20 protein-coding genes are annotated in these 25,848 nt (G+C 42.1%); 12 read left to right on the plus strand and 8 right to left on the minus strand.

What is annotated here, in order from left to right:
- The first annotated feature begins 78 nt into the window (after window positions 1-78).
- Window positions 79-777, plus strand: coding sequence for a hypothetical protein (locus tag AB4Z08_RS20740; RefSeq protein WP_441575692.1), 699 nt, complete (start codon window positions 79-81; stop codon window positions 775-777).
- A 207-nt stretch (window positions 778-984) separates the two neighbouring features.
- Here AB4Z08_RS20740 and AB4Z08_RS20745 read toward each other — a convergent pair whose 3' ends face one another.
- Window positions 985-1,977: a terpene synthase family protein gene (locus tag AB4Z08_RS20745; RefSeq protein ID WP_441575693.1), complete on the minus strand. Its 993-nt coding sequence runs from the start codon at window positions 1,975-1,977 to the stop codon at window positions 985-987.
- 617 nt (window positions 1,978-2,594) lie between these two features.
- Between AB4Z08_RS20745 and AB4Z08_RS20750 the strand changes: the two genes are divergently transcribed.
- The gene (locus AB4Z08_RS20750; protein WP_441575694.1) at window positions 2,595-2,945 is read left to right on the plus strand and encodes a hypothetical protein; all 351 of its coding nucleotides are present in this window, start codon (window positions 2,595-2,597) and stop codon (window positions 2,943-2,945) included.
- A gap of 277 nt (window positions 2,946-3,222) precedes the next feature.
- Here the strand turns inward: AB4Z08_RS20750 and AB4Z08_RS20755 are convergent, their stop codons facing one another.
- The 3 genes from AB4Z08_RS20755 to AB4Z08_RS20765 form a co-directional block, all read right to left on the minus strand.
- Window positions 3,223-4,176 carry a lipase family protein gene (locus AB4Z08_RS20755; RefSeq protein ID WP_441575695.1) on the minus strand — a complete coding sequence of 318 codons (954 nt, stop codon included), beginning with the start codon at window positions 4,174-4,176 and terminating at the stop codon, window positions 3,223-3,225.
- 748 nt (window positions 4,177-4,924) lie between these two features.
- Window positions 4,925-5,998, minus strand: a complete 1,074-nt coding sequence (locus AB4Z08_RS20760; protein WP_441575988.1) for a M57 family metalloprotease — start codon at window positions 5,996-5,998, stop codon at window positions 4,925-4,927.
- Between the two features lie 271 nt (window positions 5,999-6,269).
- The gene (locus AB4Z08_RS20765) at window positions 6,270-7,367 is read right to left on the minus strand and encodes a ligand-binding sensor domain-containing protein (RefSeq protein ID WP_441575696.1); all 1,098 of its coding nucleotides are present in this window, start codon (window positions 7,365-7,367) and stop codon (window positions 6,270-6,272) included.
- Window positions 7,368-7,795: 428 nt separating this feature from the next.
- Here AB4Z08_RS20765 and AB4Z08_RS20770 point away from each other — a divergent pair, with 428 nt between their 5' ends.
- Together AB4Z08_RS20770 and AB4Z08_RS20775 are read left to right on the plus strand one after the other, a co-directional pair.
- Window positions 7,796-8,725 carry a winged helix-turn-helix domain-containing protein gene (locus AB4Z08_RS20770; RefSeq protein WP_441575697.1) on the plus strand — a complete coding sequence of 310 codons (930 nt, stop codon included), beginning with the start codon at window positions 7,796-7,798 and terminating at the stop codon, window positions 8,723-8,725.
- 320 nt (window positions 8,726-9,045) lie between these two features.
- Window positions 9,046-9,471 carry a hypothetical protein gene (locus AB4Z08_RS20775; RefSeq protein WP_441575698.1) on the plus strand — a complete coding sequence of 142 codons (426 nt, stop codon included), beginning with the start codon at window positions 9,046-9,048 and terminating at the stop codon, window positions 9,469-9,471.
- Window positions 9,472-9,653: 182 nt separating this feature from the next.
- Here the strand turns inward: AB4Z08_RS20775 and AB4Z08_RS20780 are convergent, their stop codons facing one another.
- Window positions 9,654-10,715, minus strand: a complete 1,062-nt coding sequence (locus AB4Z08_RS20780; protein ID WP_441575699.1) for a hypothetical protein — start codon at window positions 10,713-10,715, stop codon at window positions 9,654-9,656.
- Between the two features lie 335 nt (window positions 10,716-11,050).
- On the opposite strand from AB4Z08_RS20780, the gene AB4Z08_RS20785 reads away from it, so the two are divergent.
- The 8 genes from AB4Z08_RS20785 (at window position 11,051) to AB4Z08_RS20820 (ending at window position 22,071) form a co-directional block, all read left to right on the plus strand.
- Window positions 11,051-11,605 (plus strand): TetR/AcrR family transcriptional regulator, encoded by a 555-nt coding sequence (locus AB4Z08_RS20785; protein WP_441575700.1) that lies wholly within the window; start codon window positions 11,051-11,053, stop codon window positions 11,603-11,605.
- Window positions 11,606-11,699: 94 nt separating this feature from the next.
- The gene (locus AB4Z08_RS20790; RefSeq protein ID WP_441575701.1) at window positions 11,700-12,548 is read left to right on the plus strand and encodes a sialate O-acetylesterase; all 849 of its coding nucleotides are present in this window, start codon (window positions 11,700-11,702) and stop codon (window positions 12,546-12,548) included.
- A gap of 698 nt (window positions 12,549-13,246) precedes the next feature.
- On the plus strand, window positions 13,247-13,867 hold the full coding sequence (locus AB4Z08_RS20795; RefSeq protein WP_441575702.1) for a hypothetical protein: 621 nt from the start codon (window positions 13,247-13,249) through the stop codon (window positions 13,865-13,867).
- 156 nt (window positions 13,868-14,023) lie between these two features.
- Window positions 14,024-14,542 (plus strand): hypothetical protein, encoded by a 519-nt coding sequence (locus AB4Z08_RS20800; protein WP_441575703.1) that lies wholly within the window; start codon window positions 14,024-14,026, stop codon window positions 14,540-14,542.
- Between the two features lie 506 nt (window positions 14,543-15,048).
- Entirely contained in the window at window positions 15,049-15,147 is a 99-nt protein-coding gene (locus tag AB4Z08_RS20805; protein WP_441575704.1) for a hypothetical protein, read from the plus strand.
- Between the two features lie 441 nt (window positions 15,148-15,588).
- Entirely contained in the window at window positions 15,589-18,426 is a 2,838-nt protein-coding gene (locus AB4Z08_RS20810; protein ID WP_441575705.1) for a T9SS type A sorting domain-containing protein, read from the plus strand.
- Between the two features lie 207 nt (window positions 18,427-18,633).
- The gene (locus AB4Z08_RS20815; RefSeq protein WP_441575706.1) at window positions 18,634-20,529 is read left to right on the plus strand and encodes a glycoside hydrolase family 97 catalytic domain-containing protein; all 1,896 of its coding nucleotides are present in this window, start codon (window positions 18,634-18,636) and stop codon (window positions 20,527-20,529) included.
- Between the two features lie 147 nt (window positions 20,530-20,676).
- Entirely contained in the window at window positions 20,677-22,071 is a 1,395-nt protein-coding gene (locus AB4Z08_RS20820) for a sialate O-acetylesterase (protein ID WP_441575707.1), read from the plus strand.
- 349 nt (window positions 22,072-22,420) lie between these two features.
- Here AB4Z08_RS20820 and AB4Z08_RS20825 read toward each other — a convergent pair whose 3' ends face one another.
- From AB4Z08_RS20825 to AB4Z08_RS20835, 3 genes are all read right to left on the minus strand, one after another.
- The gene (locus AB4Z08_RS20825; protein WP_441575708.1) at window positions 22,421-23,110 is read right to left on the minus strand and encodes a zinc-binding dehydrogenase; all 690 of its coding nucleotides are present in this window, start codon (window positions 23,108-23,110) and stop codon (window positions 22,421-22,423) included.
- Window positions 23,073-24,122, minus strand: coding sequence for an outer membrane protein assembly factor BamB family protein (locus AB4Z08_RS20830; RefSeq protein WP_441575709.1), 1,050 nt, complete (start codon window positions 24,120-24,122; stop codon window positions 23,073-23,075). Before AB4Z08_RS20830 ends, AB4Z08_RS20825 begins: the two co-directional genes overlap by 38 nt.
- Before the next feature lie 449 nt (window positions 24,123-24,571).
- Complete coding sequence (locus AB4Z08_RS20835; RefSeq protein ID WP_441575710.1) at window positions 24,572-25,717, minus strand: serine hydrolase domain-containing protein; 1,146 nt, start codon at window positions 25,715-25,717, stop codon at window positions 24,572-24,574.
- Window positions 25,718-25,848 lie beyond the last annotated feature (131 nt).

Here is a 25,848-nt window from a genome sequence, read left to right on the forward strand (position 1 = left end):
GTGCGGGGTACTGCATAATGGGGGCTGACTGGCCACTATTCCTGTATTTCGTTGTCCAATGATTTTATATTAACTATTATGATAGATTTATCTCATGCTGAGAAACAAATTCACTGTGTCACGAATTTTCAAGACTTTGTTTCTACGCCATTTAATGGAGAAATTAATGCGATTTGTTGGACTCGTCAACTAATAGGTGATTTTTCTGAGATTGTTAAAAAGGTAGCGTTAAGCGGAAATATAACGACAATTGAACAAGAGGAACTTCGTGAATTGCAGTTGAGTGAACAAGGACAACTTGCCCGTGAAATTCTTTTAAATGACTTGAAAGTATTGACAGCTCACGGCGCATCGCCAACTCTTAATGTGATCAAATACTATGATCGGGATGATACCTATCCGTTTTTTTCAACCGATGTTTATTCTTTTCATGTAGATCGCTCTCCCGTACCAGTCGATACCTTTTTATGTACCTACTATGGCGAGTCGAGTGAAATATTGCCAAATTCACAAGGCGAAAAGAAGATACTTATTCCGGCAATACGTGATGCACTCAAAAAATTATATCATGGAGCAGATGAAGATTTTGAATCATTCTTAAGTGAACATTTTTTTGATCTACATTATCAGGCTAAACCTGATGCACGTCCAATAAGCTTAGGTCTTGGTAACTTATGGAGGTTGGCGGTTGATCATCCTGAAAGTCAGGTTCTGCCTTGCCTTCACCGCGCACCAAAGGAAAAACCTGGACAGAATAGGTTGTTGATGATCTGTTGAATACAAATCCTTAATAGCCGGACGATAAATCCAAAAATTGTTGACCACCATACTTTGAGATGTAAGCGACGAGCACGACATGATGTAAAACTGCAATACTTCGAATGAAGGAAGCCTTCAAATCCCATGACTTGAAGGCTTTTTGTTTTCATCTGGCTGTACAATTTTCGAACTTTTTCAATGGATATAGCATACAGATAAAACCTATCAATCTTCACGGGTACTGGTTGGTTGGTAAATGTGCTTCGGAAATTCAGAAGGTATATACCGCACGGTGTCACCATTGTACCAATCATCCAATCCTGTTATGCTAAGCGTTAGGTGGTATACATAATTCTTTATGTCTTTCTGGTGAACACCAAAATCCGGTAAATCGGATTGAATGGCATCCATTTCCTCCACATAGGAGTTGTGGATACGCTCCGCTTCCTGTATGGCCTCTTCCAGGGATATTTTATGCTGGTGCTTCAACACAAGGATATGATTGCAAACTTCAAATTTCTCGTCAGCCATCTCCTTCTCCAATGTGTACCAATCGTTTTGGATGGCCATGATCCTGCACAACAATGTTCTCAGACGCATGATAATGGGATGCTCGATGATGTGCTTTGGTACCATATAGTTCATGCCGGCTTCGGTCATATCTCCGTATGGATACATGGCAATGGTGTACTCTCTGAGAAATGACAATCGCAGCAGGCTGGGATAGCGGCTCTCACGGCGATACGGCGCTTCTTCCATAATGCCATAGGTTGTATAGCGATACATGTGTCCGGCCAGGCGCTCGATCCATTCGTAAGGCATATAGGTCAGCCACTCATCCCTGCATTTGGCAATCTGGCGGTATAGACCGGTGTCGGTGGGCTTTGGAGTATCTCCCAATATCACTCCTATTATCCGATCTCTTTCTATGGCGATTTTATCTATAGGCCAGCGTTCATAATAGTCATCATATAGTGTAAGCCATAAGAAAAAACGGGCAATGGGCCTTAGATGATCAATGTTAGTAGTAGTAGGGGACATCCAGGATGCGCCATTGGCCAGGTTATGCGCTTTGATTTTTTCTACAGCCTCCTTCGCCATAAACGTGTAATCTTCATCCAGCCACTGTCGTTCTTCTTCGGTAAAATAGCCGGGATGGGCCGGAGGAATGTGGGCCCAGGGATATTTAAGAGGTGGCATGTTTAATTTTTGCAGCATAGCTTTCTTTTTTAAAATTAGTAAGAGGTTGAGGATTTTATAAGATATTAATCGGGCAATTTGTATTCATGGTTTTTCGATTGAGGGTAAACTAATGTCTGAAGAACGGATAGTCTCTGTCATCGTATGGACGCTATTTCTGTCTTTGATCCTTAGAAAGCAGGAGCATGGCTATGGCTGTGGTATAGATGGTATCTCTCAAAACGCTTACCATAAAAATAATTGGCATCACTGCTATTCTGCAACATGTTGGTTTGAAATTTCTGGTAGTGCTTATGTATTACATGTTGTGAAAACGATAATTTGATTGATAATAGAAAGTGCGTATTGCCCGCTTCGTAATGCCAGGAAGGATAAAAAAACAAGGGGCAATTAGTTTGGGGTATGCTGAAAAATTGAGTTTTGACGGATTTTTGCTTCGAGCTACCCGCATCAATGAAGCCGTAGGCTTACGGTGTTTTTTAGACTAAAACATTCCCTGTTGAAGTACAAATAGGGCAGTGATGTCGAGAATGATACAAATTGGCAATAATATGATACAAATTGATGAATCGATTAAAGGAAGTCTCATTAACTTTTGAAAAGTTTAATCACATTAACCTTCTAAAAATTATCTTATGAAAAAATGGACTTTCCTTTCGGCTGTTGCCATCATTCTTAGCTGCGGTTTTAGCATGAAGGCAACTTCCGCATTCAGACAATCTGGTCCCACAGCGGGTTTGCATGCGCCAGCCTTAGCCTGGAATTTCATCTATGCCTTTGGCAACGGTCCAATACCTGGCTTAAGCTGGTCAGGCAATTATTTGTATATTTCTTCCGGTAGTTATGTGGTATATTCTGCGAACGGATATGGATTCCTCACACCGTCTAACCCGGTTTATTGTAATGCTGCAGATAATGCAAGCACCTATGTACAGGTTTATGTAAACGGCGGCAGCGTTTCGTACTACGATTTCCAGCAACAGTAATTACAAAAAGGACAGCGCTGTGTCTGACGTTTTTTTTATTCCGGTAAATTTATCCCACGGAAGAACATTTTATTCCCCAGGGATATAAGTTATGATGCCGCAAAAAGCGCATTTATAACTACAAAAGTCCACGGAGAAATACATGTTAATCCCTCATCTGAACAGCATTTCCGGAGATGATGAAAACAAACAAGGCTGCATTTATATAAATGCTGCCTTGTTTGTTTAGTCATTTTTTTTATACAATTTTCGAATTTATTTTTAATGGATTTGAGTATCAGGTTTTGGACTGGCAACTACAGAATTCGTCTGTCAGGATATTTGCGTTAGTATTTCCATTGAGTTTCTCAAGTAGATACTGATAAACTGGCAATTGGTGTGCACATCCGGGGCCGCTGACTACATTCTTGTCATTTGTCGAATCAACCATGTAGCCCCTGGCTACCTGGGTATAGATATTTTTTTTGTTATTGTCGAACCACTGTGGAAGGTTGGGTACATTATCCGGCACATTATATACCCGCTGGCTTCTGCCTATATTGCTGTTGAACGTATCGCTAAAGGTTTTATCACCTGTCATTGGCGATGCGTAAGTATAGAGGCTAAGATCGATGTCTTTATACTGGCCAACGGTGACAACGGCGGCAAAATAGGTTGCCAGCGTGGCTCCCAGGCTATGACCTGCAACCACTGTTTGTACATTCTGGGCATCTGGCATAATACTCACCGGATTGGCTGCAACAGTCAGGAGAGGGGTAGATATTTTATTAGGATCGTGGGGCAGTGATGTGACCACGCCTGATTTAAAAAGATTGTAAAAGCCGGATGGAACTTGTGAGTTGTTGTTAAACTCACTAAAGGAAGTTGGAACGATAAATTCGTCTGAGAAGAGTTCTGATAAGGTTTCCGTACCGCGGAAGGTGATCACATAGTCTTTAGTGCTCTTATTCTGCGCTATAAAGCCGTAATAGACCAGGCCGGTATCCTCCATCATCTGTATATTGTACAATAATTGGTATTGTAGCTCAAAGTTCCGATCTACTTGTAACTGGAAGTCCTTAGCTCCTAAGACGGCCCTATACGCCAGTATGGAAGGATTTAGTTGTGCTGCCGTATCAGTTTTCTTTACGGCCACTTTGTAAACAAGGTCTGCCAGGTCTACCATTTTGGCATACTTGACTGCTTCTAATAGCGAAATGGATACAGGTTGAGCCTGAGATTGGGTTTCCATGGAAAAATGGTTTTGAGGGTGAGGATTTAATTGATTATTGAGGTACTAAAATACGTTGTTATTTTAGTATGGAGTCCAAATTAATATATTTTTTCCTTTTTCCAATAAAATAATGTTTCAACCCGGTATCAATATATTCTTCATTTTACAGCTTCCTGAATTTGTAAAACAAAATTTTGATACAGTTTAATTTATGCTCCCGATAGTATTGTGATTACTTCTCGTATACTTCTCCGGTACTTAGGATTCGTCTATCTATTACATTCCCATTATAGTTCTATTACTGTTCCACTACATTGTTACTACTGTTACATTACTCTTTTACTACTCTTTTACTACACTCTTACTACTCTTTCACTGCACTATCACTATGCTTTGAGGTACTTTTTTCCGCATAATCCCGCAAAAAGTAACAAAAGCGGACGTTACATTTTCTCGCATTTTCAGCTATGAATAATTTCGCATTGTACTTCGAAGTGCAGTCTATCTGATCAGATGGAAACGCTTAAAAAGCAGGTTGCTATAAATTGTTTGTTTTTAATCGAAAAAATGATAAGCTATGAGTAAACAAGATCAACTGCTCCAGTTTAACGGAGTATCCTTTTTTTCGTTTTACAAAACGAAAAAGGATACTCCGTTAGAAAAAGAAGTGGTGTATCAGGGGAACGGATCGCCAAAGATCCTGCATTCCAACGTACACGGGAAAATGGCGGCAATAGAGGACCATGGTGTATTGTGGCAAACATTACTAATAATATATATAGCAAGCCACACCCTGGTTGACAAATCCTTTAAAATTAGCACCCATAGCAGTAGTATCGACGGTGTAATAATGCGCGCCCCTTGTCTTGCTAAAATATTCATACAGGGCGCGTGTGCCTGCGGGGCGGATACCGGATGTTGGACTATACACCAGTCCTACCGACTTTTCGTATATATAACCTACCTGCTGCGTTAAATTGCTGGTCGTATAATACCGGTCAATGGTATTCAGTGAACGATAGCAATACAATGGCACAGCGCCCGAAAGTACGCCGGAAACAACATAGCCGGCAGTGCCGTCAAAGCTGACAGTATCTTTTCCGGGGCCATATTCCATAGCGTTAGTGGTATAGTAGTAATATTCCGCGCCGGAAGAAGGTGTAAAGATCCGGTAACGGAAGAACGTGCGCAGGCCCGGTGCAGAAGGATAGGTCTGCCTGAAGGCCACGATATCAAAGAAACTGAACCCATTCCATTCCGGTATAGGTAAACGCAGGGCATTCATCACAGAAGCGGAATCGACGCCGGGTGTTCCGGGGATAACGACCACCCCGCCCGGACCGGAATAGTTAGTATCCCGGAAACCGAAACAATGCCCTAATTCGTGAGCAATGACAAGGGTCTTTTGACGGTCGTTCAGCACAGCTGCCAGGTTGATCCTTATGCTAGGGCCACAGCTGCCGCCTGAGGTGGGAAAGCTGGAAGTAGAGATGGCCTGAGAGCTGGTGTCACTAAAGGAGCTGATCACCAAACGGGCATTTGCAGCAGTGGACACACGCATGATCTTAATCCGGCAACCCGCAGCATTCCAGGCCTGGATCGCCTGGTTAATGGGTGTCTGCCAGGCAGAGGGCAAGGGGCTTACATAAATTGTGATACGGGGCGCTACCGAATCGGCCACGCGAAAGGTACTGACGATTTGTTCTGTATGCACATCCCGGGCCGCTGCCTGCGGCGATGGCGATTGCACTACATCCTTACGGCAGGAGAACAGGAAAAGGCTCAGCAATAAAAAAACATATGCGGATAACCGCAGCGGTTGGATAGAGATGGGTTCCATTGGCTTCAATCATTAAGGGTTTATAAGTTGGGATAACTACCTTAAAGATAGGACAGTATTGGTTGCTATGGATATTCAATTTAGTTATTTTAACGCCTGATCTGTCCCTGCCGGCATACCCCTCGGGATATCAATTTATTACAGCATGAAAAAACTCGTCGCCATTTCCTTTTACTCCCGCTCCTGTTTCTTTTTCCAAATAAATTATTAGCAATGAAATAATAACCTATTACTATTGGATTAAGTAATAGGTTATTATTTAACTATTGTCTTATCTGGTTGTCTGCCGATTTATTTCGGGTGCATTAAAGCTGGTAATGGTATTTCCATCATAACGATACACCCCATCAACAGCACCAAACCAAATATTTCCATCATTAGCTTCTAAAATCCCAAAAAACATTGGTTTATTTGTTATTTCGGTTACCATTGGCTTTTTAGGTAAGGAATTTCCGTCATACCGTGAAAGTGCCCAGGCCTGATTAGATAAGGACTGTCCGTCATACCGGGAAAGTACCGAAGCCAGGCTATTATCCCTTTCTGAACTAGTCCAGATATTACCTTTTTTATCCTCGATTATATAACCAACAAACTTCTGGGTAAAATAGGAAAATGCACTGCCGTCATAGCGCCAAAGACCATCATTACCTCCCAGCCAGATATTGCCTTTTTTATCTTCGATTATAGAACGAACATTCTTAAAAGGTTTGTTCTCATGGGAGAAAACGGTAAATGTTTTTCCATCATACACGAAGGTATTGCCTCTTGTAGCCAACCAAAACTTACCTGTTTTGTCTTCAATAATAGCAGTAACTTCATAAGGAGGTCTATCCGGAAAAGTTTTCCCTGTCCGATCTTCCTTCATCGCATCTCCATTTATGATATAATTCCGAAAAGATTTCCCATCGTAACGGCTTGCTCCTCCAAAAACACCGAACCAGATGTTGCCTTTTTTATCTTCATAAATGCTACCAACATCATTATTAAGAAGTCCATCCCTGGTGGTGAAATTTTGAAAGGAGTTCCCATCATAATGATAAACACCTGAACCAATAGAGCCGAACCACAAGTTGCCTTTGCTATCTTCTAAAACAGAAAAAAAACGGGCCGAACTCACTTTACTGGTCATATTGGTAAAAGATTTTCCATCGTATCGAAAAATACCATCAAATGCAGCCATCCAAATGTTGCCCTTTCTATCTTGTATGATATTTCGGGTGATTCGCTTAGGTCCGGATGAAGTAACGCTGCTTTTAGTTTCGGACCTGGTATTTTCTTTTGGGAGGTCTGTTTTGTTTTGTCCTTTTCCTTTACAGGAAGTGAAAAAAACAGACRTTGAGAACACAGTATATATAAGTAGGTATTTCATGTTTATTTTTATTTATTGTCAAAAATTCTCTATAGCGGAAAGGATGCGGCTATGACTGGGATCTCATTGTTAATTAGGTTGTTTTTCAGGACGGCCACGATGTAGGCTCCGTGTTCCTGGTTGGCCGACCGGCGGTAAAGTTGCCAGGGACACCCGAATTAAGTAGTATAAAATCATTATGCCGTTTTTGGGGTACCTTCCGGAACAGTTTACTCTTTTTAATGTAGGCCTGAACGCCATGTTCCTGCCGGGCATATACAGGAGCGTAAATTAATTCTGACAGCATGATAGTCAGGCAGTTCAAAACGTTTTCTTTGTTTTTCATATCGTATCAAAGTTTGATACGGCGAAATTACTTTGATATCTTTGGGGCTGAGGGGTTTGGATTGTAAATAGAAATGTAACCTTTGTAAATAAATCGCAATATTATGTTTGAAAGCCAAAAACTGCCAGAAGGAAAAGGCAGGTACCTATACGGGATGACACTGCTGCTGCTTATCTCCGTCATTTGCGTGGCTTTCAGCATGGAAGGCAATGACGACTTTGATATTGCCAGGAGGGAAGTTTTGCTCCGCAGGATCGGACATGAATTACTCTTACAGTCCGGCGACAGCACATCAAGGGTACTCCCGGTAAAAAAGATCGCTGAGAATGAATACCAAATCAGGTTTGAGAACGATCTTACTTTTGAACCGGACTCCCTGGTGAATACTACCCGGCGTTTGTTGGCGAAAGATCCGCTGGCAAATGATTATGTTGTTAATGTTCTGAACTGTAGCAACTCCAGTGTAGCCTATGGATACGCTATATCCAAAAATACAAAAGATGATATTGTAGCATGCCAGGGAAGAAACCAACCCAGGGCATGTTACATGATCAACATTAAATTCAAACCAACAGGTATAAATACAGCAAAGAATGGATATCTCCTGGGTAGCCTGTCATTTTTAGCTTTTGTTGGTTTCATTTTTTTGAGATCTGCTAAGCCACGGAGAACGTTACCTAAAGGTGAGGATACCAATACGCCGCCGAAAGCCTTACCTGATAATCAGGGTACCAGGATATTCACTTTTGGCTCGGTTTTGTTTGACGCGGAGAAGCGGCACCTTATAATAAATGAAAAGACCATAGACCTGACTGGAACTGAAACACGACTGCTGCTTATTTTCGCGTTGTCTCCCAATGAGACGATAGAGAGAAGCCGGCTGCAAAAAGAGATATGGGAAGATGAGGGTGTTATAGTGGGGCGTAGCCTGGATATGTTCATATCAAAACTTAGGAAGAAGCTGGAATTTGATCCGAATAGCAAAATTGTTGTTATACGCGGCAAAGGCTATAAACTGGAAATTAGCTCTTAAGGAGCATCTTCCCTGATCTTATTAGAAGTTTGGTATTTGTAAATTTATCGTGAACTACTAATATGGTATTATTGAAGAATTAGTCTTACCGGAGATCGAACCCAAAACAACGCTTTTTGAGCGCCAACGAAATTATTTTTTTATAAGTGTGTCTGCCAGATTGATAGTTTGGTATCACTGATAAAAGACTGTTTCATTTAGCATATTGGCCGGATAGACCTGCCGTTTGCTGCACCTGGGAATATTACTTAATATTGCACGATGCAATCCCAGGTGGGAATGCATCATATTGATTACCTGTATTGCCTGAAGAACTGCATATGTATTATATAGAAATACAATCTCCATTTGCCCGCCGCCCCGTTATCCATCCTGACTGCGATAGCCGGAAAGCTATTGACTTGTACCAGGAGATCGATTGGGGAGGCCTTTATCAACAGATTGAAGACACCAGAAGTAGCCCTGAAAGTCCGTTTTACTTTTTTGAAATAAACCGCCAAAATAGCCTCGGTGAAAAAGAAACGCTTTGTATTTCCGGATACAGGATGGATCTTGTTAGCATAGAATATTTGCGGCCAAAGATGGAACGTGTAGGATTTTTTAAAAAGAAAGATGTGCTCAATCCCGCATTTGCTACCCAGATGGATGCCATGGACACCACTTTTGCATTTTCCTGCCTGCAGGCTTTTATTAAAGGAGATACCGGCTACCTGGAGCAGAATATGTATAGCAAAGAGGAAGATTGATAAACGCTCCGAAGGACTTTAATGTATCGTATTATTTGCAGGAAGTTATCAAGACTGGAAAAAATGACGCCGCCATTAAATAATTTATCTTTCTAATGGACTGCATTTCAGAAAATGATAAAAACAAACAAGGCAGCAGCCATGCTGTCTTGTTCAATATTGTCGGGATGCCTGTAGTTTTTTTACCGGGTTTTATCTATTTTTTGCAATGTTATTTTCATGGAATCATTTCCCAGCATTCCCGTCAGTGCTAAATTTCCCATTGCGTTAACCGGGGAGATGATACCTTTGAAGAGAGGTACTTTTTCCGGAGTATACCATTTTATTTCCAGATCATTATTCTTTTTTGTATAATTTCCGTACCATCTCCTGGCTACAGTATTGAATTCAAAGACACATCCGTTTTTAATATCAAAATATACCACTGTAAGTACACTATCTGCACAACCAGTACGGCTAACAACCTGCTGATTAACCATTATCTGTGTCACTTTGTATTTACCCCTGAGTTGTGGATCTTTATCCGGCTTGCCATGCAGGGTAATTAACAGCACGGGAATATAAATAATAGAAAGACGTAATGCTGTTTTTAAATATTCAGGAAGATGAAGCCTGGGGAGCTGGTCTTTTGCGACAAAGAAGATTTCTTTTAAACGGTCAAATTCTATGAACAGAAAATACAAACAGCCTGACAGCATAATAGCTGCGTGCACGACCACGCTCGTACCGATTTGATAAAAAATATCCATCAGTAAGATGTTTACCAGTATGGGTAACAAGATAAAAACAGCTGCCAGTCTTGTTCGGTGAAACAATAGTAACGCAGCTCCTATTATTTGAGATGCTGCAATAATACAGCCCAAAGGATAAGAGTAACTGAAGAAATACCAGAACAGGTCTTGTGATGAAAAACTACTGTAAGGAAGATCCAGCTTGCTTGCGGGAACTACAAATTGTGAATGAAAAATCTTTTCCCATCCAAATGTTGCCAGGTCATATGCCACACCATAGCGAATGATGCCTTGCCAGAAGGCAAGGGTAGCAGGATTATTTGTTTTTCGGATTTGCCATATTGCAGCGTAAATAATGGCAGTAACCAATATAAGAGTTGGAACGTTCACTATAAGCCTGACAGGCAATATTGTTCTGAAGAAGGTAAACCCTGTACGTAGCGTAGTAGCTCCAATTACCAATCCTGCGAGTGTACAGACAATGAGTTTTTGGGAGAACTTGATTTTTTGCATTTAATGCTAAATTGGTTGATAGGTATAAAGTACAAAATAACATTCATGAAAATAAATTTTCCATGTACCACTTGCAGTATGATACTGTTGGACAAGGATTTGGCTGAAATAGAAGCAGGATGAACGAGCATACATCTCACTTGTACTGTCTGGTGCGGGTGATAAGATTCGAACCTGGTTATGCACGATTTAAAAGTATTTAGTGAATTTATAATCCTTTCATCCTACTTTCTTTGAAACCTGGCGCATTCATAACTGGTAATCCTGGGAAATTTTTTCTGAAAACACTTGATATATTGCTCCTAAAATAGACAAATGTCATATATTTGTGACATATGGATACCAGGCAAACAATTATCAATTCGGCAATAGCCATATTCAACGAAGATTTCTCTGCGCCACTGGATGATATCGTAAATGCAACGGGAATTAGCCGTAGAACATTACATCGTTATTTTAAAGACAGGATAGATTTATTAACGGCTTGCAGAAATGATATGATGAAGACCTGGCAAACTGCAATGATCGCAGCTTATCAAGGTTCATCGGATCCAATTGAGCAGTTGGAACTGATGTTATATGCCGGTATAGATTGCGGGGCGAAATATGCCTTTCTAAATAAGCTGCAGGAGAGAATGCCCAACCATAAAATTCCTGAAAATGAAAAGAATGTTGCTTATGAAACAATCAGGGATAAGTGGTTTAGTTTGATACCGAAACTGCAAAAAAAACGAGTTATCAGTGATCAGCTAACCGCTTATTGGATCAGAGCACTTTTTATCAGTATGATCACAACAACGATCGACACTTTAAAGTCAGGAAACATCGCTCCTAATGATGTGAAAAAGTTCGCCTGGTATTCCTTCAGAAGGAGTATTGGTATTGAATAAATAAAAAGAAGGAATTGTTAGCCCCGACAGTCAGAAGAATTATGGGGAACAGAATATATGAGCAGTTAAATAGATTTCAGTAGGTTTTAAAATTATGGTACACTCTTTTTTAATGATTGGGCAATCTAATATGGCCGGCAGGGGATTCTTAAAGGATGTAGAGCCGATTTATGATGAACATATAAAAATGCTGAGGAATGGACGGTGGCAAATGATGTCAGAACCTATCAATTTCGACCGCCCCAGTTCCGGTATCGGTCTTGCTTCTTCCTTCGCAGCAGCCTGGCGTTTGAAAAATCCCAATAAAGAAATTGGCCTGATTCCTTGTGCCGATGGAGGCACAAGTCTTGACGATTGGGCTGTAGGGGGAGCCCTTTTCGAACATGCCGTACTTCAGGCGAAACTCGCGCAACGGATAAGTAATCTTGATGGTATTCTGTGGCATCAAGGGGAAAACGACTGTTCCCCGGATCGTGCAAGTCGTTATGGAGAAAAGTTTTCTATCATTATTGAAGCATTTCGCCGTGAACTCAGCACTCCTGATATCCCTCTTATCATTGGTGGTCTTGGCGATTTTTTGACCAGTGGCCTGTTTGGCCAATACTTTTCGTCATATCCTTTGATCAATCAAGCGTTGCAAGCGTTTGCCGGCAGCACGCCTCATTGCTATTTTGTAACAGCCACGGATCTTACGGCTAACCCTGATGGTGTTCATTTTAATGCCCTTTCACAAAGATTATTTGGTGTTCGATATTTTGCAGCTTATGATAAGCTGAAAAATGTTTTAGAGCCACTCGCCGATGAAAATGACATTGTGACTGCGATTAATGAGCGTCCATTGACCCGAACAGAGAAAATTAAAGTTTTGGAAAATAAATTCGCTACAGGGGAAATATCGCCTGAGGAATATCAAGCTCAGGTATCAAAAATAGATCAACAATAGTGATCTGAATTTTCTATAGTGTATATGCCTTGTAGCCAGGATATGCAATATGGACAAATGGATTCGAACCACCTTTAACGTATTCAACCTGAGAGCAATGGTTCTTTTGCCTCAGATGGATTCATAATTATTCCAATTAAAAAACCCTTCAAATCTTTGAATTTGAAGGGTTTCATTTTTTTGCCGCCCGGCCTGTACAAATTTCGAACTTATTTTTAATGGATTTAAGACGGCTTGCGAGCATAGCTATGCCATATGATACCGATTGCTTGTAGGTCGTTTTTCTATTGCATAATTCATGTGAAACTGAAAAATATGTGTATGAAATATTTAATATGTACAGCGGGTAAACAAATTGATTTTGTTGACTATTTAGCCTCATTGGGTCACCTCCTCCCAAAAGTAAGCAACCCAGGACTATTGATATCGATCCCCGCCGCGGGACGAAAAAACAATCCCAGCTGTATTGCCTGCAAAGAAGTCAAAGTCGTCACTGCCCCGTCATAGTGAAAGCCACGCTTATCAGAGAGATAAATGTAAACAATCCGTAGGGGCATTTACCTTTCCCGTACAGTAGATTTCTTCTTATAAACGTAATGTCAAGATAATATTTACAAAGGGTTACACTTTTATTTACAATCCAGGTTCCCGATCTGAAGGATATCAAAGTATTTTTGTTGCACAAACTTTAAAAGGATATGGAAAATAAAAGAAATGCCTTCATCAAATCTGATTTATCTGGAGACAGATCTATGTTAATTAAACCTACAAAAAATATGAAAAAAGTTATTTATGCGCTGATCTTACTACTGGTTGTGGTAAGTGGACTAGTATTTGCTAATAGCGAAATAAAAAATGGAGGTTCTAAAAAATCGACCCCCAGGCCACCCTCTGCTGCTAAAATGAAGGCCGAATTGAAACAATGGGAAGCTACCCCTGAAGGTATAAAGTTCAAACAATGGGAAGCGTCTCCTGAAGGTAAAAAAGTGCTTGACGGTGCGGCTAAAATAAGCAAGCATATAAATGCTTCCAGCAATATGGAAGCTGTTGTAACCTCTCTTTCTCTTCCACCAGCCTCACGATTGGGTTTCGGAGTGATGGCCAGGATTAATGGTGACGACTATATTCTCAGCTTTGGACTGGAAACGTCTAATGAATTTCAGCAATTGCGTAGCCTGAAAGTTAACGACAAAATAATTATAAGAAGCCATAATGTGTCGTATGCGCCCAAGTATTTATACCCAATAGTATCGGGCGACTATGTAGAGCGAGATAGTAGAATAATTTATAAACGTGCCCCTCGCAAAGGTGGTTGCTGAGTGCGGAACAATGGCTGGTTACAACAAATACATTATTCCAGGCAGGTTCAATCAGCAAATCATTAAAGGGTTGGTATTTTAAAAATTGTACAGGAGGGCAACTAGAAGAAAAGCTTACTCATTTATGAGTATTACAGTATTTTAGCTCATTTTAATATGAAAAAATCGGACAAATCTATCCACAACATTTGTATTGCGGCAATTAAAAGAAGTACAATAAAGCCATACGACTTCAACTGCACAAGGTTTTATGAAGAACCCACTACTTTCAAAAACGCATACCCGGAAATAGAAATCGGCTTTTCATCCACTGAACCAGTGATTTGCTCTACTGTGATAGATAGAGATAATTTCAGTGTATTGACTACTCAAAAGTTGATAACGAAGGAAAAGGGAATATTACTATCGGGTAATTTAAATGGTGCTTCAGTTAAAACGTATGGCGATTTTAAAGGATACAAAAAAGATTCTTTCACTTTTGGCATAATACATTTGGTAGACGGCAATGAGTTTAAATATTTTATTGAGACTGGTAGAGCTTCTATGGTAATGATTCATGGAGTAAAGACCAGGATTCAAGTTAACGAAATGACTGATTCTCAAGTAATCAATGTAACAGCTATTTGGACGAGAAAAACTGATTCTTCAAGCAACCCGTCAAATTCAACGATTTGAAGGGTTCATTTTAGGAGAGTAGCCTAAGAAGTAGCAACAGCTTTGGATAACGACAGCATTCGAACTGACTTCAGTGTAGCCTATAGGTTAGGTTATATCCAAAAATACAAAAGATGATATTGTAGCACGCATAGGAAGGGAGCAACCCAGCGCATGTTACATGATTAACATTAAATTCAAATCGACAGGAATAAATACTGTAAAGAATGGATATCTTCTGGGGCAGCCTGCCATTTTTAGCATTTGTTGGTTTTATTTTTTGAGATCTGTTAAGCCACATAGAGCCTTACCCAAAGTGAGGGTACCAGCGTATTCACTTTTGGCCTGGTCTTGTTTAATGCGGAGGAACGGCCGCCGGTAATAAATGAAAAGACCATAGACCTGACAGGAACGGAAACACGCCTACTACTCATTTTCGCGTTGTCTCCTAACGAGACTATAGAGAGAAGCCGGCTGCAAAGGGGATATGGGAAGATGAAGGTGTTATTGTGAGGCGTAGCCTGGATATGTTTATATTAAAACTTAGAAAAAAACTGGAACCTGATCCGAACAGCAAAATAATTGTTATACGTGGTAAAGGCCATAAGGGTGAAATTAGCTCTTAAAAAGAATCTTCTCGTAATGTCTGTGAGTTGCTTCGCTTTGAAGTATATAAACAAAGTGATTCATGTGCAAACAATTGAATTGTCAAATTCGGGCAGTTTGTCGATAGCCAGCCCCTAAATAATGCAACACTACCGGAATGAGAAAACGCCCGCAAAGAAGTTTAGCCGGCAAAATCCCTATGAAAATCAGAATTTGAAACATTTCCCACCGTGATCTGCAACATTTGAGTCCACCTTTTAAGGAATAGCTGGGTAGTTTTGCAACATTCAGTAAGAGAACGATTCCTGTTATGAAAATACGCCTGCTCCCATTAAGCTGCCCGGGGCTATTCCGGTATAATGACATGATGTTAGCGCTTTCGTCCCACACCCGCATAAGGATAACGTGTTTCGTTTTGTCAATTTTCTCCACACAATTTTACTTAAACGAACTTAAATTCCATGAAAACAAGATTACTAACACCATTTAAACAAAAGGTTATGCTGCCTTTTGTCTTCGAATCTTTCAGGTCCTTTCAGATATTCCCGCAGTTCAGGCAAAAGAAACTTGCCTTTCTCTGTTTACTGCTTCTGGGTATGGTATTTCCGGGCTATAAAGTGGCGGCGCAGTCCACCGGCTATGTCTGGAAGAATGCGCCTGTTGGTGGCGGCGGATTTGTGACAGGGATCGTTACCCACAAAACATCCGGCGATAGGTATTGCCGCACGGATGTAGGTGGAGCTTACCGCTGGGATGCCGCGAACAGCAAATGGGTTCAGCTGCTCGACTGGATTAACGAGTCAGAAAATGGATTTATTGGCGTGGAAGCCTTGGCGCTGGATCCGCAAAACGCCAATAATGTTTATATGCTCTGCGGTACCTCCTATATCAACAACGGAAGAACGGCTATATTGAAATCTACGGACAAAGGAAATACTTTCACCTATACAGATGTTACAGCTAAATTTAAAGCGCATGGAAATGGGAATGGGCGCGGGAACGGAGAACGTCTTGCGGTAGATCCCAAAAACAGTAACATATTATTCTGCGGAACCAGGGCTAACGGATTATGGAAAAGTACGGATGGCGGCGTTACCTGGAATCTAGCCTGGAATGGCGTAACCACTACACCCAATGAGAACGGAATATGTTTTGTTGTTTTTGATCCTTCAGGCGCCGTAGTGGGAGGGGCTACTCAAACCATGTACATAGGCATTTCCCGCACAGGAAGCGCGAATATTTATAAAAGTACAAACGGAGGCGCCACCTTTACTGCCATTTCCGCAACCACCAGTTTTATGCCGCACCGCGCAGCGTTGCTGGGAACTACGATGTATGTTACCTATTCGGATGATGCAGGTCCGCAATCCGGTAACGGTGATGGAAAGCTGTATAAGCTCAATACGGCTACCGGCGTATGGACAAACGTTACCCCTGTTCACTCGAAGGATTATGCCTACGGCGGAGTAAGTATAGACCCGACTAATGTTAACCGGGTAATAGTTTCTACCTGTGGCATGTATTGGAACAACCAGTTCGGTACCGGCTGGGGAGACTTTATCTTCCTTTCTACCGATGGTGGATCTACCTGGGCACTAAAAAACGGCACGAACGCTACATATGATAGTAATGGCATAGGGTGGTCTGTCGGGGGCGCGGTTAACTGGATGGACTGTATCGAGTTTGATCAATCCAATCCTTCAAAGGTGCGGGTAATCGGCGGCGGCGGAGTATATACCTGTTCCGATATTACAGCCGTAAATCCTTCATGGAAATATGATGTGACCGGGCTGGAAGAAACTGCGTTACTTGACGGGATAAGTATTCCCGGAGGGCCGTTTATTTCTTCTTTTGGAGATGTAACAGGTTTTGTGCATGATCCGCTGACTGCTTATCCCACAAAGAAACTTAGCCCTGTGGATTATAACAACCAAAGCATTGCTTATGCTGCAGGGAATACAAATAAAGTAGTAAGAGCTTCTAACGGGGGAAACGTTGTTTACTATTCCACCAATAAAGGTGCTGCATGGACGGGAGCCTCCACCAATATGGGAGCAGGAGGAAGGGTTGCCGTCAGCGCTGATGGAGGAACTATACTGCATTGCCCCGGAGGTTCAACAACTACCTATTATACGACGAACAACGGAGCCAGCTGGTCCGGCTGTTCGGGTGTATCACTCGGAGACGCTGCTCCGGTTGCCGACCAGGTAAATTCAAACTATTTTTATATTTACAATCCAACCAACGGACAAATGCTGAGGAGCTCCAATAAAGGAGTCAGTTTTTCAGTAGCAGGCACACTAGGCGCGTCTACCGCGAATCATCCGTGGGAACCAGCCCTGATCCGCACAGCGCCAGGTCTCGAAGGTCATGTGTGGGTACCTCTTGGGCACAATGGATTAAAATATTCCACCAACTACGGAGCCGCCTATACGGCTGTTTCAAATGTAACTTATTGTAAAACGGTTGGAATAGGAAAGGCAATACCCGGATCCGGCTATCCCACAATTTTCATCTGGGGAACAGTGTCGGGCGTGACAGGTCTTTTCAGATCAACAGATCAGGGTGTGAGCTGGATCAGGATAAACGATGATGCCAACGAGTTCGCAGGCGCGCCATTGCTGATCGGAGACATGAACGTTGCCGGAAGGGTATATATGAGCGCCGGCGGAGGAAGAGGTTTAATTTACTGGGACCCTGCCGCCTGTACACCTACTGCCATCACACCGTATGTACAGGTTAATAACGGAACCTGGCAACAAACAGCCAATGCTTCTTTAGTTGCAGGTGGAAGCGTACAGTTTGGTCCTCAGCCCACACAGGGAGGATCCTGGAGTTGGAGCGGGCCGAATAATTTTAGTGCGGCTACGCGGGAAGTATATATTTCAAATATCCAGTTCAGCCAGACAGGAAACTATATGGCCACCTATACCAACAGCGGTGGATGTCAAAGCACGCAAAACTTTAACATCGCCCTGATTGGCTCTTTACCGGGAGAATCCCAGGCAGGGATTAGCGATACTTCGGCTGCCGGCAAATCACCGAATGGCAGCGCTGATGAGAATGCGGTTAGTATATATCCGAATCCCACCAGTGAGGGAAGGTTTACCATCTTGCTGAAGGAAATCCCCAAACGCGCGATCGTAAGGATTTATGATAACCAGGGCAGAATACGTTATGAAAAGAAAACGCAGGGCGGTAACAAAATTGAGGTTGATTCCCGGCTGAATAAAGGACTCTATATTATCACGATAGATTCAAATGGATCCAGTTTCACCAGGAAGCTCGTCGTTCATTAACAGACCTTTCTCCGGTTCATGGGAATGCTTCCGGCGAAGCATTCCCAATTTCACGCATAGATAGATCGCCATAACAATTTTTTACAGTTGGGAGATCGATATTTTCTTTTTTTGATTTGATAAAATTGTAAGTCAATAGTTATGAAAATGAATTTTAAAAACACAATTCTTTTAGTTTGGCTCCTGATTGGCATGAATATCGGAATAATGAATCCGTTACAGGCACAACAGGTTGCTCAATTAAAAAGCCCGGACAAGGCCATTGTCCTAAATGTATTCTTATCCCCTTCAGGGGAAATTCAATACGGGATACAAAGATCCGGTGTTGATATCATTCACCCTTCGGCTTTAGGCGTGATGATGAAGGCGCATGATTTTACACAAGGCATGAAGCTGGTCATGACAGCAAAACCGGTACGGATAACAGATAGCTACCAAACGAAGAATGCAAAAAAAAGCAGCATTTTTTACCAGGCGAGTCAGTTAGTGATGACTTTTGCTAATGATGGAAAGGAAAAAATGGATATCATTTTCAGGTTATCCAACGACGGGGTAGCTTTCCGGTACCGGTTTCCCTGGATAAAAAATAGTGAAACGATCGTTAAAGAACATTCCTCATTTGCATTTGATAAAGGAACAAGGGCCTGGTTGCAACCCATGAGTGAAGCAAAAACAGGTTTCGAGCATTGTCATCCATCTTATGAAGAACATTATTTACAGGATATTCCTGTGGGCACGGTATCGCCGTTAAAGTCGGGGTGGGTGTACCCTGCTTTGTTTAAAACAAATGATACCTGGGTATTGATTACCGAAGCGGCGCTTGACGGTACTTATTGCGGCACAAGATTGAGCAATGATTCTGCCTCGGCTGTTTATTCAATCGGCTTTGCTGATCCGAGGGAAGTGTTTACCGGCGGGGGCTATTTACCGGTAAACAATAAGCCCTGGCTTACACCCTGGCGTATTATTACCATTGGAAGTTTGAAAACAATTGCTGAGTCAACACTGGGCACCGATCTGGCTCCGGCAGCAATGTTAAAGGATACCGCTTTTATAAAACCGGGGAAAGCCAGCTGGAGTTGGATCAATAGCAAGGATGACAACATCACTTTTAATGAACAAAAGAAATACATTGACTATGCTTATGACATGCACTGGCAATATTGCCTGGTAGATGCAGACTGGGATACCAAGATAGGATATGATAAAATAGCTGAACTGTCTGCATATGCAAAACAAAAGAATATTGGATTGATATTATGGTATAATTCTGCGGGTGACTGGAACACAATCGCTTATCATCCTAAAGATCTATTGCTTACCAAGGAAGGAAGGGAAAAGGAATTTAGCCGTTTGCAGGCAATGGGTATTAAAGGCGTAAAGATTGATTTTTTTGGTGGAGACGGCCAGAGCATGATCCAATACTACATTGATATTTTGAATGATGCTGCAAAATATAAGCTGCTTGTAAACTTCCACGGCGCTACATTGCCAAGGGGCTGGCAAAGAACCTATCCTCATCTTATGACAGCCGAAGCAATTTACGGTATGGAGATGGTAACATTTGACCAGCAGGCAGCCGACAAGCAGGCCAACCATTGCGCTATGTTGCCATTCACCAGGAATGCATTCGACCCGATGGATTTTACGCCCATGAATCTAACGGGGCTTACGTCGTCTAATTGTATCAGAAGAACTACTCCTGCCTTTGAACTGGCCCTTTCGGTTTTATTCTTATCGGGCATACAGCATTATGCACAATCACCGGAGGGAATGGTGCAGGTACCCGTTGATGTGAAAGATTTTTTAAGAAAGATTCCTGACAACTGGGACGATGTGAGATTTTTGGAAGGATACCCGGGGAAATACGCTGTTATAGCCAGGAGAAGTGGCAAACGCTGGTATATTGCTGGTATTAATGGAGATAAAAATGAAAAGAAAGTAGATATTGACCTTTCCTCATTTAAGAAAAGCGTGGCAACCTTGTTTACAGACGGTACAAAAGGTGAGCTGTTTTCAAAAACAGTCCTGAACACAACAATGCAAAAGAAGGTTGATCTTACTTTGAATGCAAATAGTGGATTTGTAATGGTGCTTGAGTGAATTTAAAACAAAAAGGCCGGTTTTGTATATTCAAGATCTTTAGCGGATGATTTTGTGCTTTCAGTAGATATGAAGAAAGCGCAGCTCTCACATTTTCATTTGTTGAGTACGGGTATTATATTAACGCCTAAATTATTAAACGCGATTATGAAAAAACTCTTCTTTTACAGTATTACACTGCTATTGCCTGCCGTACTTCATGCCACAATCAGGCTGCCGGCACTCGTTGGCAGCAACATGGTGCTACAGCAAAACGACAGTGTAAATATCTGGGGATGGGCAAACCCTTCAGAAAAAGTTACGGTGTTTACAGGCTGGGATAACAAAACAGTGACGGTTACCACAAGCGGTGATGCAAAGTGGACTTTGAAAGTACATACGCCCGCAGCAGGAGGTCCCTATGAAATAAGGCTGAAAGGATCCAATGAAATTGTACTGAAAAATATCCTGATCGGTGAAGTATGGCTGTGTTCAGGGCAGTCTAACATGGAGTATGGCTACTATAACGGCATCCGGCAAATAGCAGAGGAGCTGCCCGTTTGCAGTAACAATAATATCCGGTTCTTTAACATAGCTAAAACTACGGCCGCAGATCTCCAGGAAGACTGTCACGGAAGCTGGGAAGTATGCGACAGCAACAGCCTGAAGCCCTTCAGTGCAGTGGGATACTTTTTCGGCGCAAAACTGCAAAAATCGTTGGGGGTACCTGTTGGACTGATCAATGCCAGCTGGGGAGGAACACCGGCTGAGGTATGGGCGCCGGAATATCTTGTAACCGGTGAACCCGGGCTTTCTGCTGCTGCCGCTAAGTTAATGCCTTCTGTCTGGTGGCCGAACAAGCCCGGTTATGCTTATAATGCTATGATAGCCCCTCTTATCAATTTCAACATAAAGGGAGTTATCTGGTACCAGGGAGAAGCCAATGTGAATACTGCGGATACCTATACACCATTATTCACTGGCATGATAAAGGCATGGCGTGATGCCTGGCATAAACAGCTGCCCTTTTACTATGTTCAGATAGCACCGTTCTCCTACGAAAAGGAATATCAGGCGGCATTGCTTCGTGATGCACAGGCACGCAGCAGCGCTCTTGCCGGAACCGGTATGGTAGTAGTAGCCGATGTTACAGAAAATGTAAAAGATATTCATCCCCAGGATAAGAGAACAGTTGGCAACAGGCTTGCCAATTGGGCGCTTGGGGAAAATTATGGTAAAACGGGATTTACCTGGAAAAGTCCGGTATTCAAAGAAATGAGCATCCGCAAAAATAAAGCAGTGCTACATTTTACCAACGTTCCTACTTCTCTCAGGATCAATGGCAAAGCACCAGCTGCATTGTATATAGCCGGAGCAGACAATGTTTTCTATGAAGCATCCGCAAAGGTGGAAAATGACGCGCTGATCGTTTGGAGTAAAAACGTAGAGAAGCCTGAATCGGTAAGATACGGTTTTTCCAATACGGGTATTGGTAATGTTTTTTCTTTGGAAGGGTTACCTGTTCGTCCTTTCCGTACTGATAACCTGCCGGTTGCACCGTAAATGAAAATTAACATTTAAAAGTTTATGTTATGAAGCCTCTCCATTTGGCCGGTGACATCCGTTACCGGCTAAATGGGTCCGGGCCATTTCAAAGAAATCTTTTCATTGAATTTGTTTTTGCATACAATAAATGGCAAATATGCGTTTTTACGTCTTTGCAAAAATGCGCCTGCTTATTCCCGGATGTTATTTCGTATAAATTTCGAAAATTTATTAATTGGTATTCATGTAAAATATTGGCGCTAACTAAAGCGCTGTTGGGAGGGTTGCTTTAAAAATATAGACACGCTACTCGCGCACAAGCGATATGAAACACATTTTTACCTGGCACAAGGGTTAATTATTAGAGCTAAACGAGACAATAGATTTGAAGAAGTGTTACAGCAATTGAAGAATGATGATTTTTAGGAGGCGATACTCCGGCGCTCAGAAGGTGCACTATGAATTTCATGAACCAGGGTGCTTTGATTTCTTCTGCAAAACTGGGATCAGGCGGACCAGCGATAGAAATAAGTTTTCCCCCGGGTTTTAATACTCGCAGAGATTTTTCAAGAGTCTTTGCATCCTGACTATTCAATACTATATCGTAATCTTTCAATACTGTTTCAAAATCCTCTTTCCTGTAATCAATTACAATATCTGCACCGAGACTTTTGACTAAATCAATATTACCGGCACTTGTTGTGGTAGCTACAGTAGCGCCCAAATGTTTCGCGAACTGAATGGCAAATGTGCCCACACCACCAGAACCTGCCTGGATGAAAACCTTGGCTTTATGAAATTGTTCCCGGCTGTCAAGGGAAATATATGTAGCAGCAAGAAACCGGTTCTCATTAAGTAGCGGTTGAAAAACGTTGTCAAATAAATCTTTTCCTGTTTTATCTTCCTCCGGTTTAAGTGACTCAATAATATAGAACCGGTTAAAGGTTATCTTTCCCTGCATTATATCCAGATATTGAGAAATTCTAGTTGAAACAGCTTCAGTAGGTAAACCTATATATTTATATACCTCTGGTGGCTTTGTTATTTTCAAATACATGTAAGGTCTGTTCCGAATCAAGCACGCACATGCGGTTATCAAATACATAGAACGCATCTGCAGCCGCCGGGATCATAATACCCCTGCGGCCTGTTTTACTGGTATCATGTATCGGGTAATGCCATAATAGCTCGCCGGTTTGTATGTTCCACTGGCTGATTGTGGTATCAAGGATACTAGCCAGGTACATTTTATTATCCTTGAATATTACGTTGGCGTAAGGATCAATTCCTGCTGCTTGGATGCGGGATGAAATGTCTGCACTGAAAAGTCGAAGGCCGTCAGTTGCACCAACATGCCATATTTCAGTATTTACAAAACATAGGATGGTCTTGTCAGTTGCCTGGAATTTCATGCCTGCGCCTTTTACCTGCCAGGATAACTGACCGTTGCCAGCATCCAGGCAAAGTAAATAGTCTGTTTGACCACCTGTAACACCCACGTATATACGCCCTGCGGCAAACTGCAGCTGACCGGTGATCTCATAGGTATCTGAAGGAAGGCCCAGGTCTTTTATATTCACCTCCCAGAGAAGGCTACCATTTTTTTCGCTGAAACCGGTGAGGATTTCTTTTTTCTCAGTATGCGTGGCAATCATCTGATTGCCATTGCTGGCAAAAAGATGGGTATAGGTGCCATCAGTTTCCCAGATAATGCTGGCAGTCCGGAAATTATATTTGCTCAGCTTCCATCCGGAAGCCGTTTTATTTCGGATGATCATGTTATCATCATACAGCAGTTTGATCTGCAAACTCCCTGTATATCCGAAGGGATATTCTTTTCTAATGTTGCTATTTGTATCCCATGCAATGATCTTGTCCCTGGTGCGAATAATCACCTCCTCATTTATTATTCCTGCCAGCACAAACGGTTCCGCATGTGGTGCGGTTTCGGTAAGGGAAAGATTATTGTCCAGGCGTACAATTGCATTATTACCGTTTTTATAAACAATGTCTGTTGCTGTAATAATAGGATCTGGTACCTGGTTTAACTGGCGGACTAACTGCATCATATTATCTTACTATAAATTTGTACTATTAGGTAAATTCAATGAAAGGTGCAAGGGAAATCAGGGATTTCACGCCAATGAAAGCTAATATACAATTTAAAGTAGTATTTACCGTAGTGGCATGATAGGGGTAAGCTGGGAGGCTTTGATGGCTATGTACTCCTTCTCTCTTAGGTGCTCTGGTGCTGGAGTGTCAAGAGGATAAATAATGGCAATATCCCATATCCGCTCTGGACGTTCCGGCAAAGGTTTCCCGGTAAGGTTGGAGTTTGTCTGTAGCAGGAAAGTTGCTTTTTACCACTGGGTTAGTTGCAATTAATGTGGCGATTGGAGTGTGGCTGCTTTTTTCAAATAAGTCATCTGGTAACTGCCCGAAATAAAACCGCTAAAATGCACGCTTGCCATCCGGATCAACATGCCTCTGTCGTAGGTTTTGATAGCATAGGTTAAGGCTATAAAGTACCGATGATTGGTTTTGCTACCCCTACCACAATGACTGCTAATTCCCTTTCCAGATTGTTACGATTGGCAAGGCTATTGGTAAGTATCACAAACCCGGAGTTAAGCTGAGGGAAACATTCCAACGAGCTACGCGAACCGCCCGTTCCGCCACTATGTTCGAGAACCTTATAGCCGTCAGGCGTACTGTGGATAAACCAATTGAGTCCCATGCCTTCTTTTTCTGTGCCAAAAGTAACGTTGTGCGATAGCGCTATAGCTGGGCTTGTCTCTTTGTTGTTGGCGTTTATAAATTTAACCATGTCAGCTGTGGAAGACCGTAGCGCACCCATTGCAGGCAGCTTCGAAATATCCCATAACGGCACCACTTGTCGTTGCTCATTATGGGGCCACGCAATGCGACTGGTCGGCAATGAGGTTATATCTATGCGCGTATCCTTCATCTGTAAAGGTGTAAGGATCTTGTTGGATACCAACGCAAAGTAGTCTTGTTGATAAGTGTCTTCTAGTATGATGCCTAGCAAGGCTACCGCCATGTTGGAGTAGGAATAGATCTTGCCGGGCAGCGTATCCATTTTCATCTGGTGTAGCCCTTCATAAAGCAATTGCCGGTTATAATCACGCAGCGGATTAAGGGAGTCGTAAGCCGGCCTTTGCCACATGTTGGGGAAGATGCGTGTTATCCTTGAAGTATGGTTGGTCAGATCGCGTATGCGGATGGGTACCCCCTTATAACTCAGGTTTGGATACGATCCTTTCAGGTAGTGGCGTATATCATCCTCCAGCCTGATTTTTTTATCCAATATCGCCTGTCCCAGTAAGATACCCGTAAATGATTTGGTAGCAGACCCTATCTCGTAAATAGTATGGATATTCGGAAGCTGGTTAGTACCTGCTTTCGATTCTCCGTAATTATAAAAGTGGATGGTGCCTTTTTGCACAATCCCTATCGATAGCCCTACTGCTTTTTTATCCTGAAAATATCGCTGAGCGCTTTGATCAACCAGAGAATCTAACCTGGTGACAAGTGGGTTGTCGCTTGGTATCGATAATTGCTGGCCACTGCAAAACGAAACAGTCAACGACAGTATAGCGCAGAACGTTCCACGAGCAGTATTGGTTCTTTTATTTTGGTTCATAAAAGCTGGTTTACCATATTACATATTAACGGCAATAATAAGGGTTTAGGTACCCCTTCAGCTATTAAAATAATTACCACGATAATTTCGGCAGGAATTCACCTGCCTTTAAAAAAAAACGGCAGGTAGTT

Origin of the sequence: Chitinophaga sp. RAB17 (assembly GCF_052114225.1) — a bacterium.
Taxonomy (GTDB): Bacteria; Bacteroidota; Bacteroidia; order Chitinophagales; family Chitinophagaceae; genus Chitinophaga.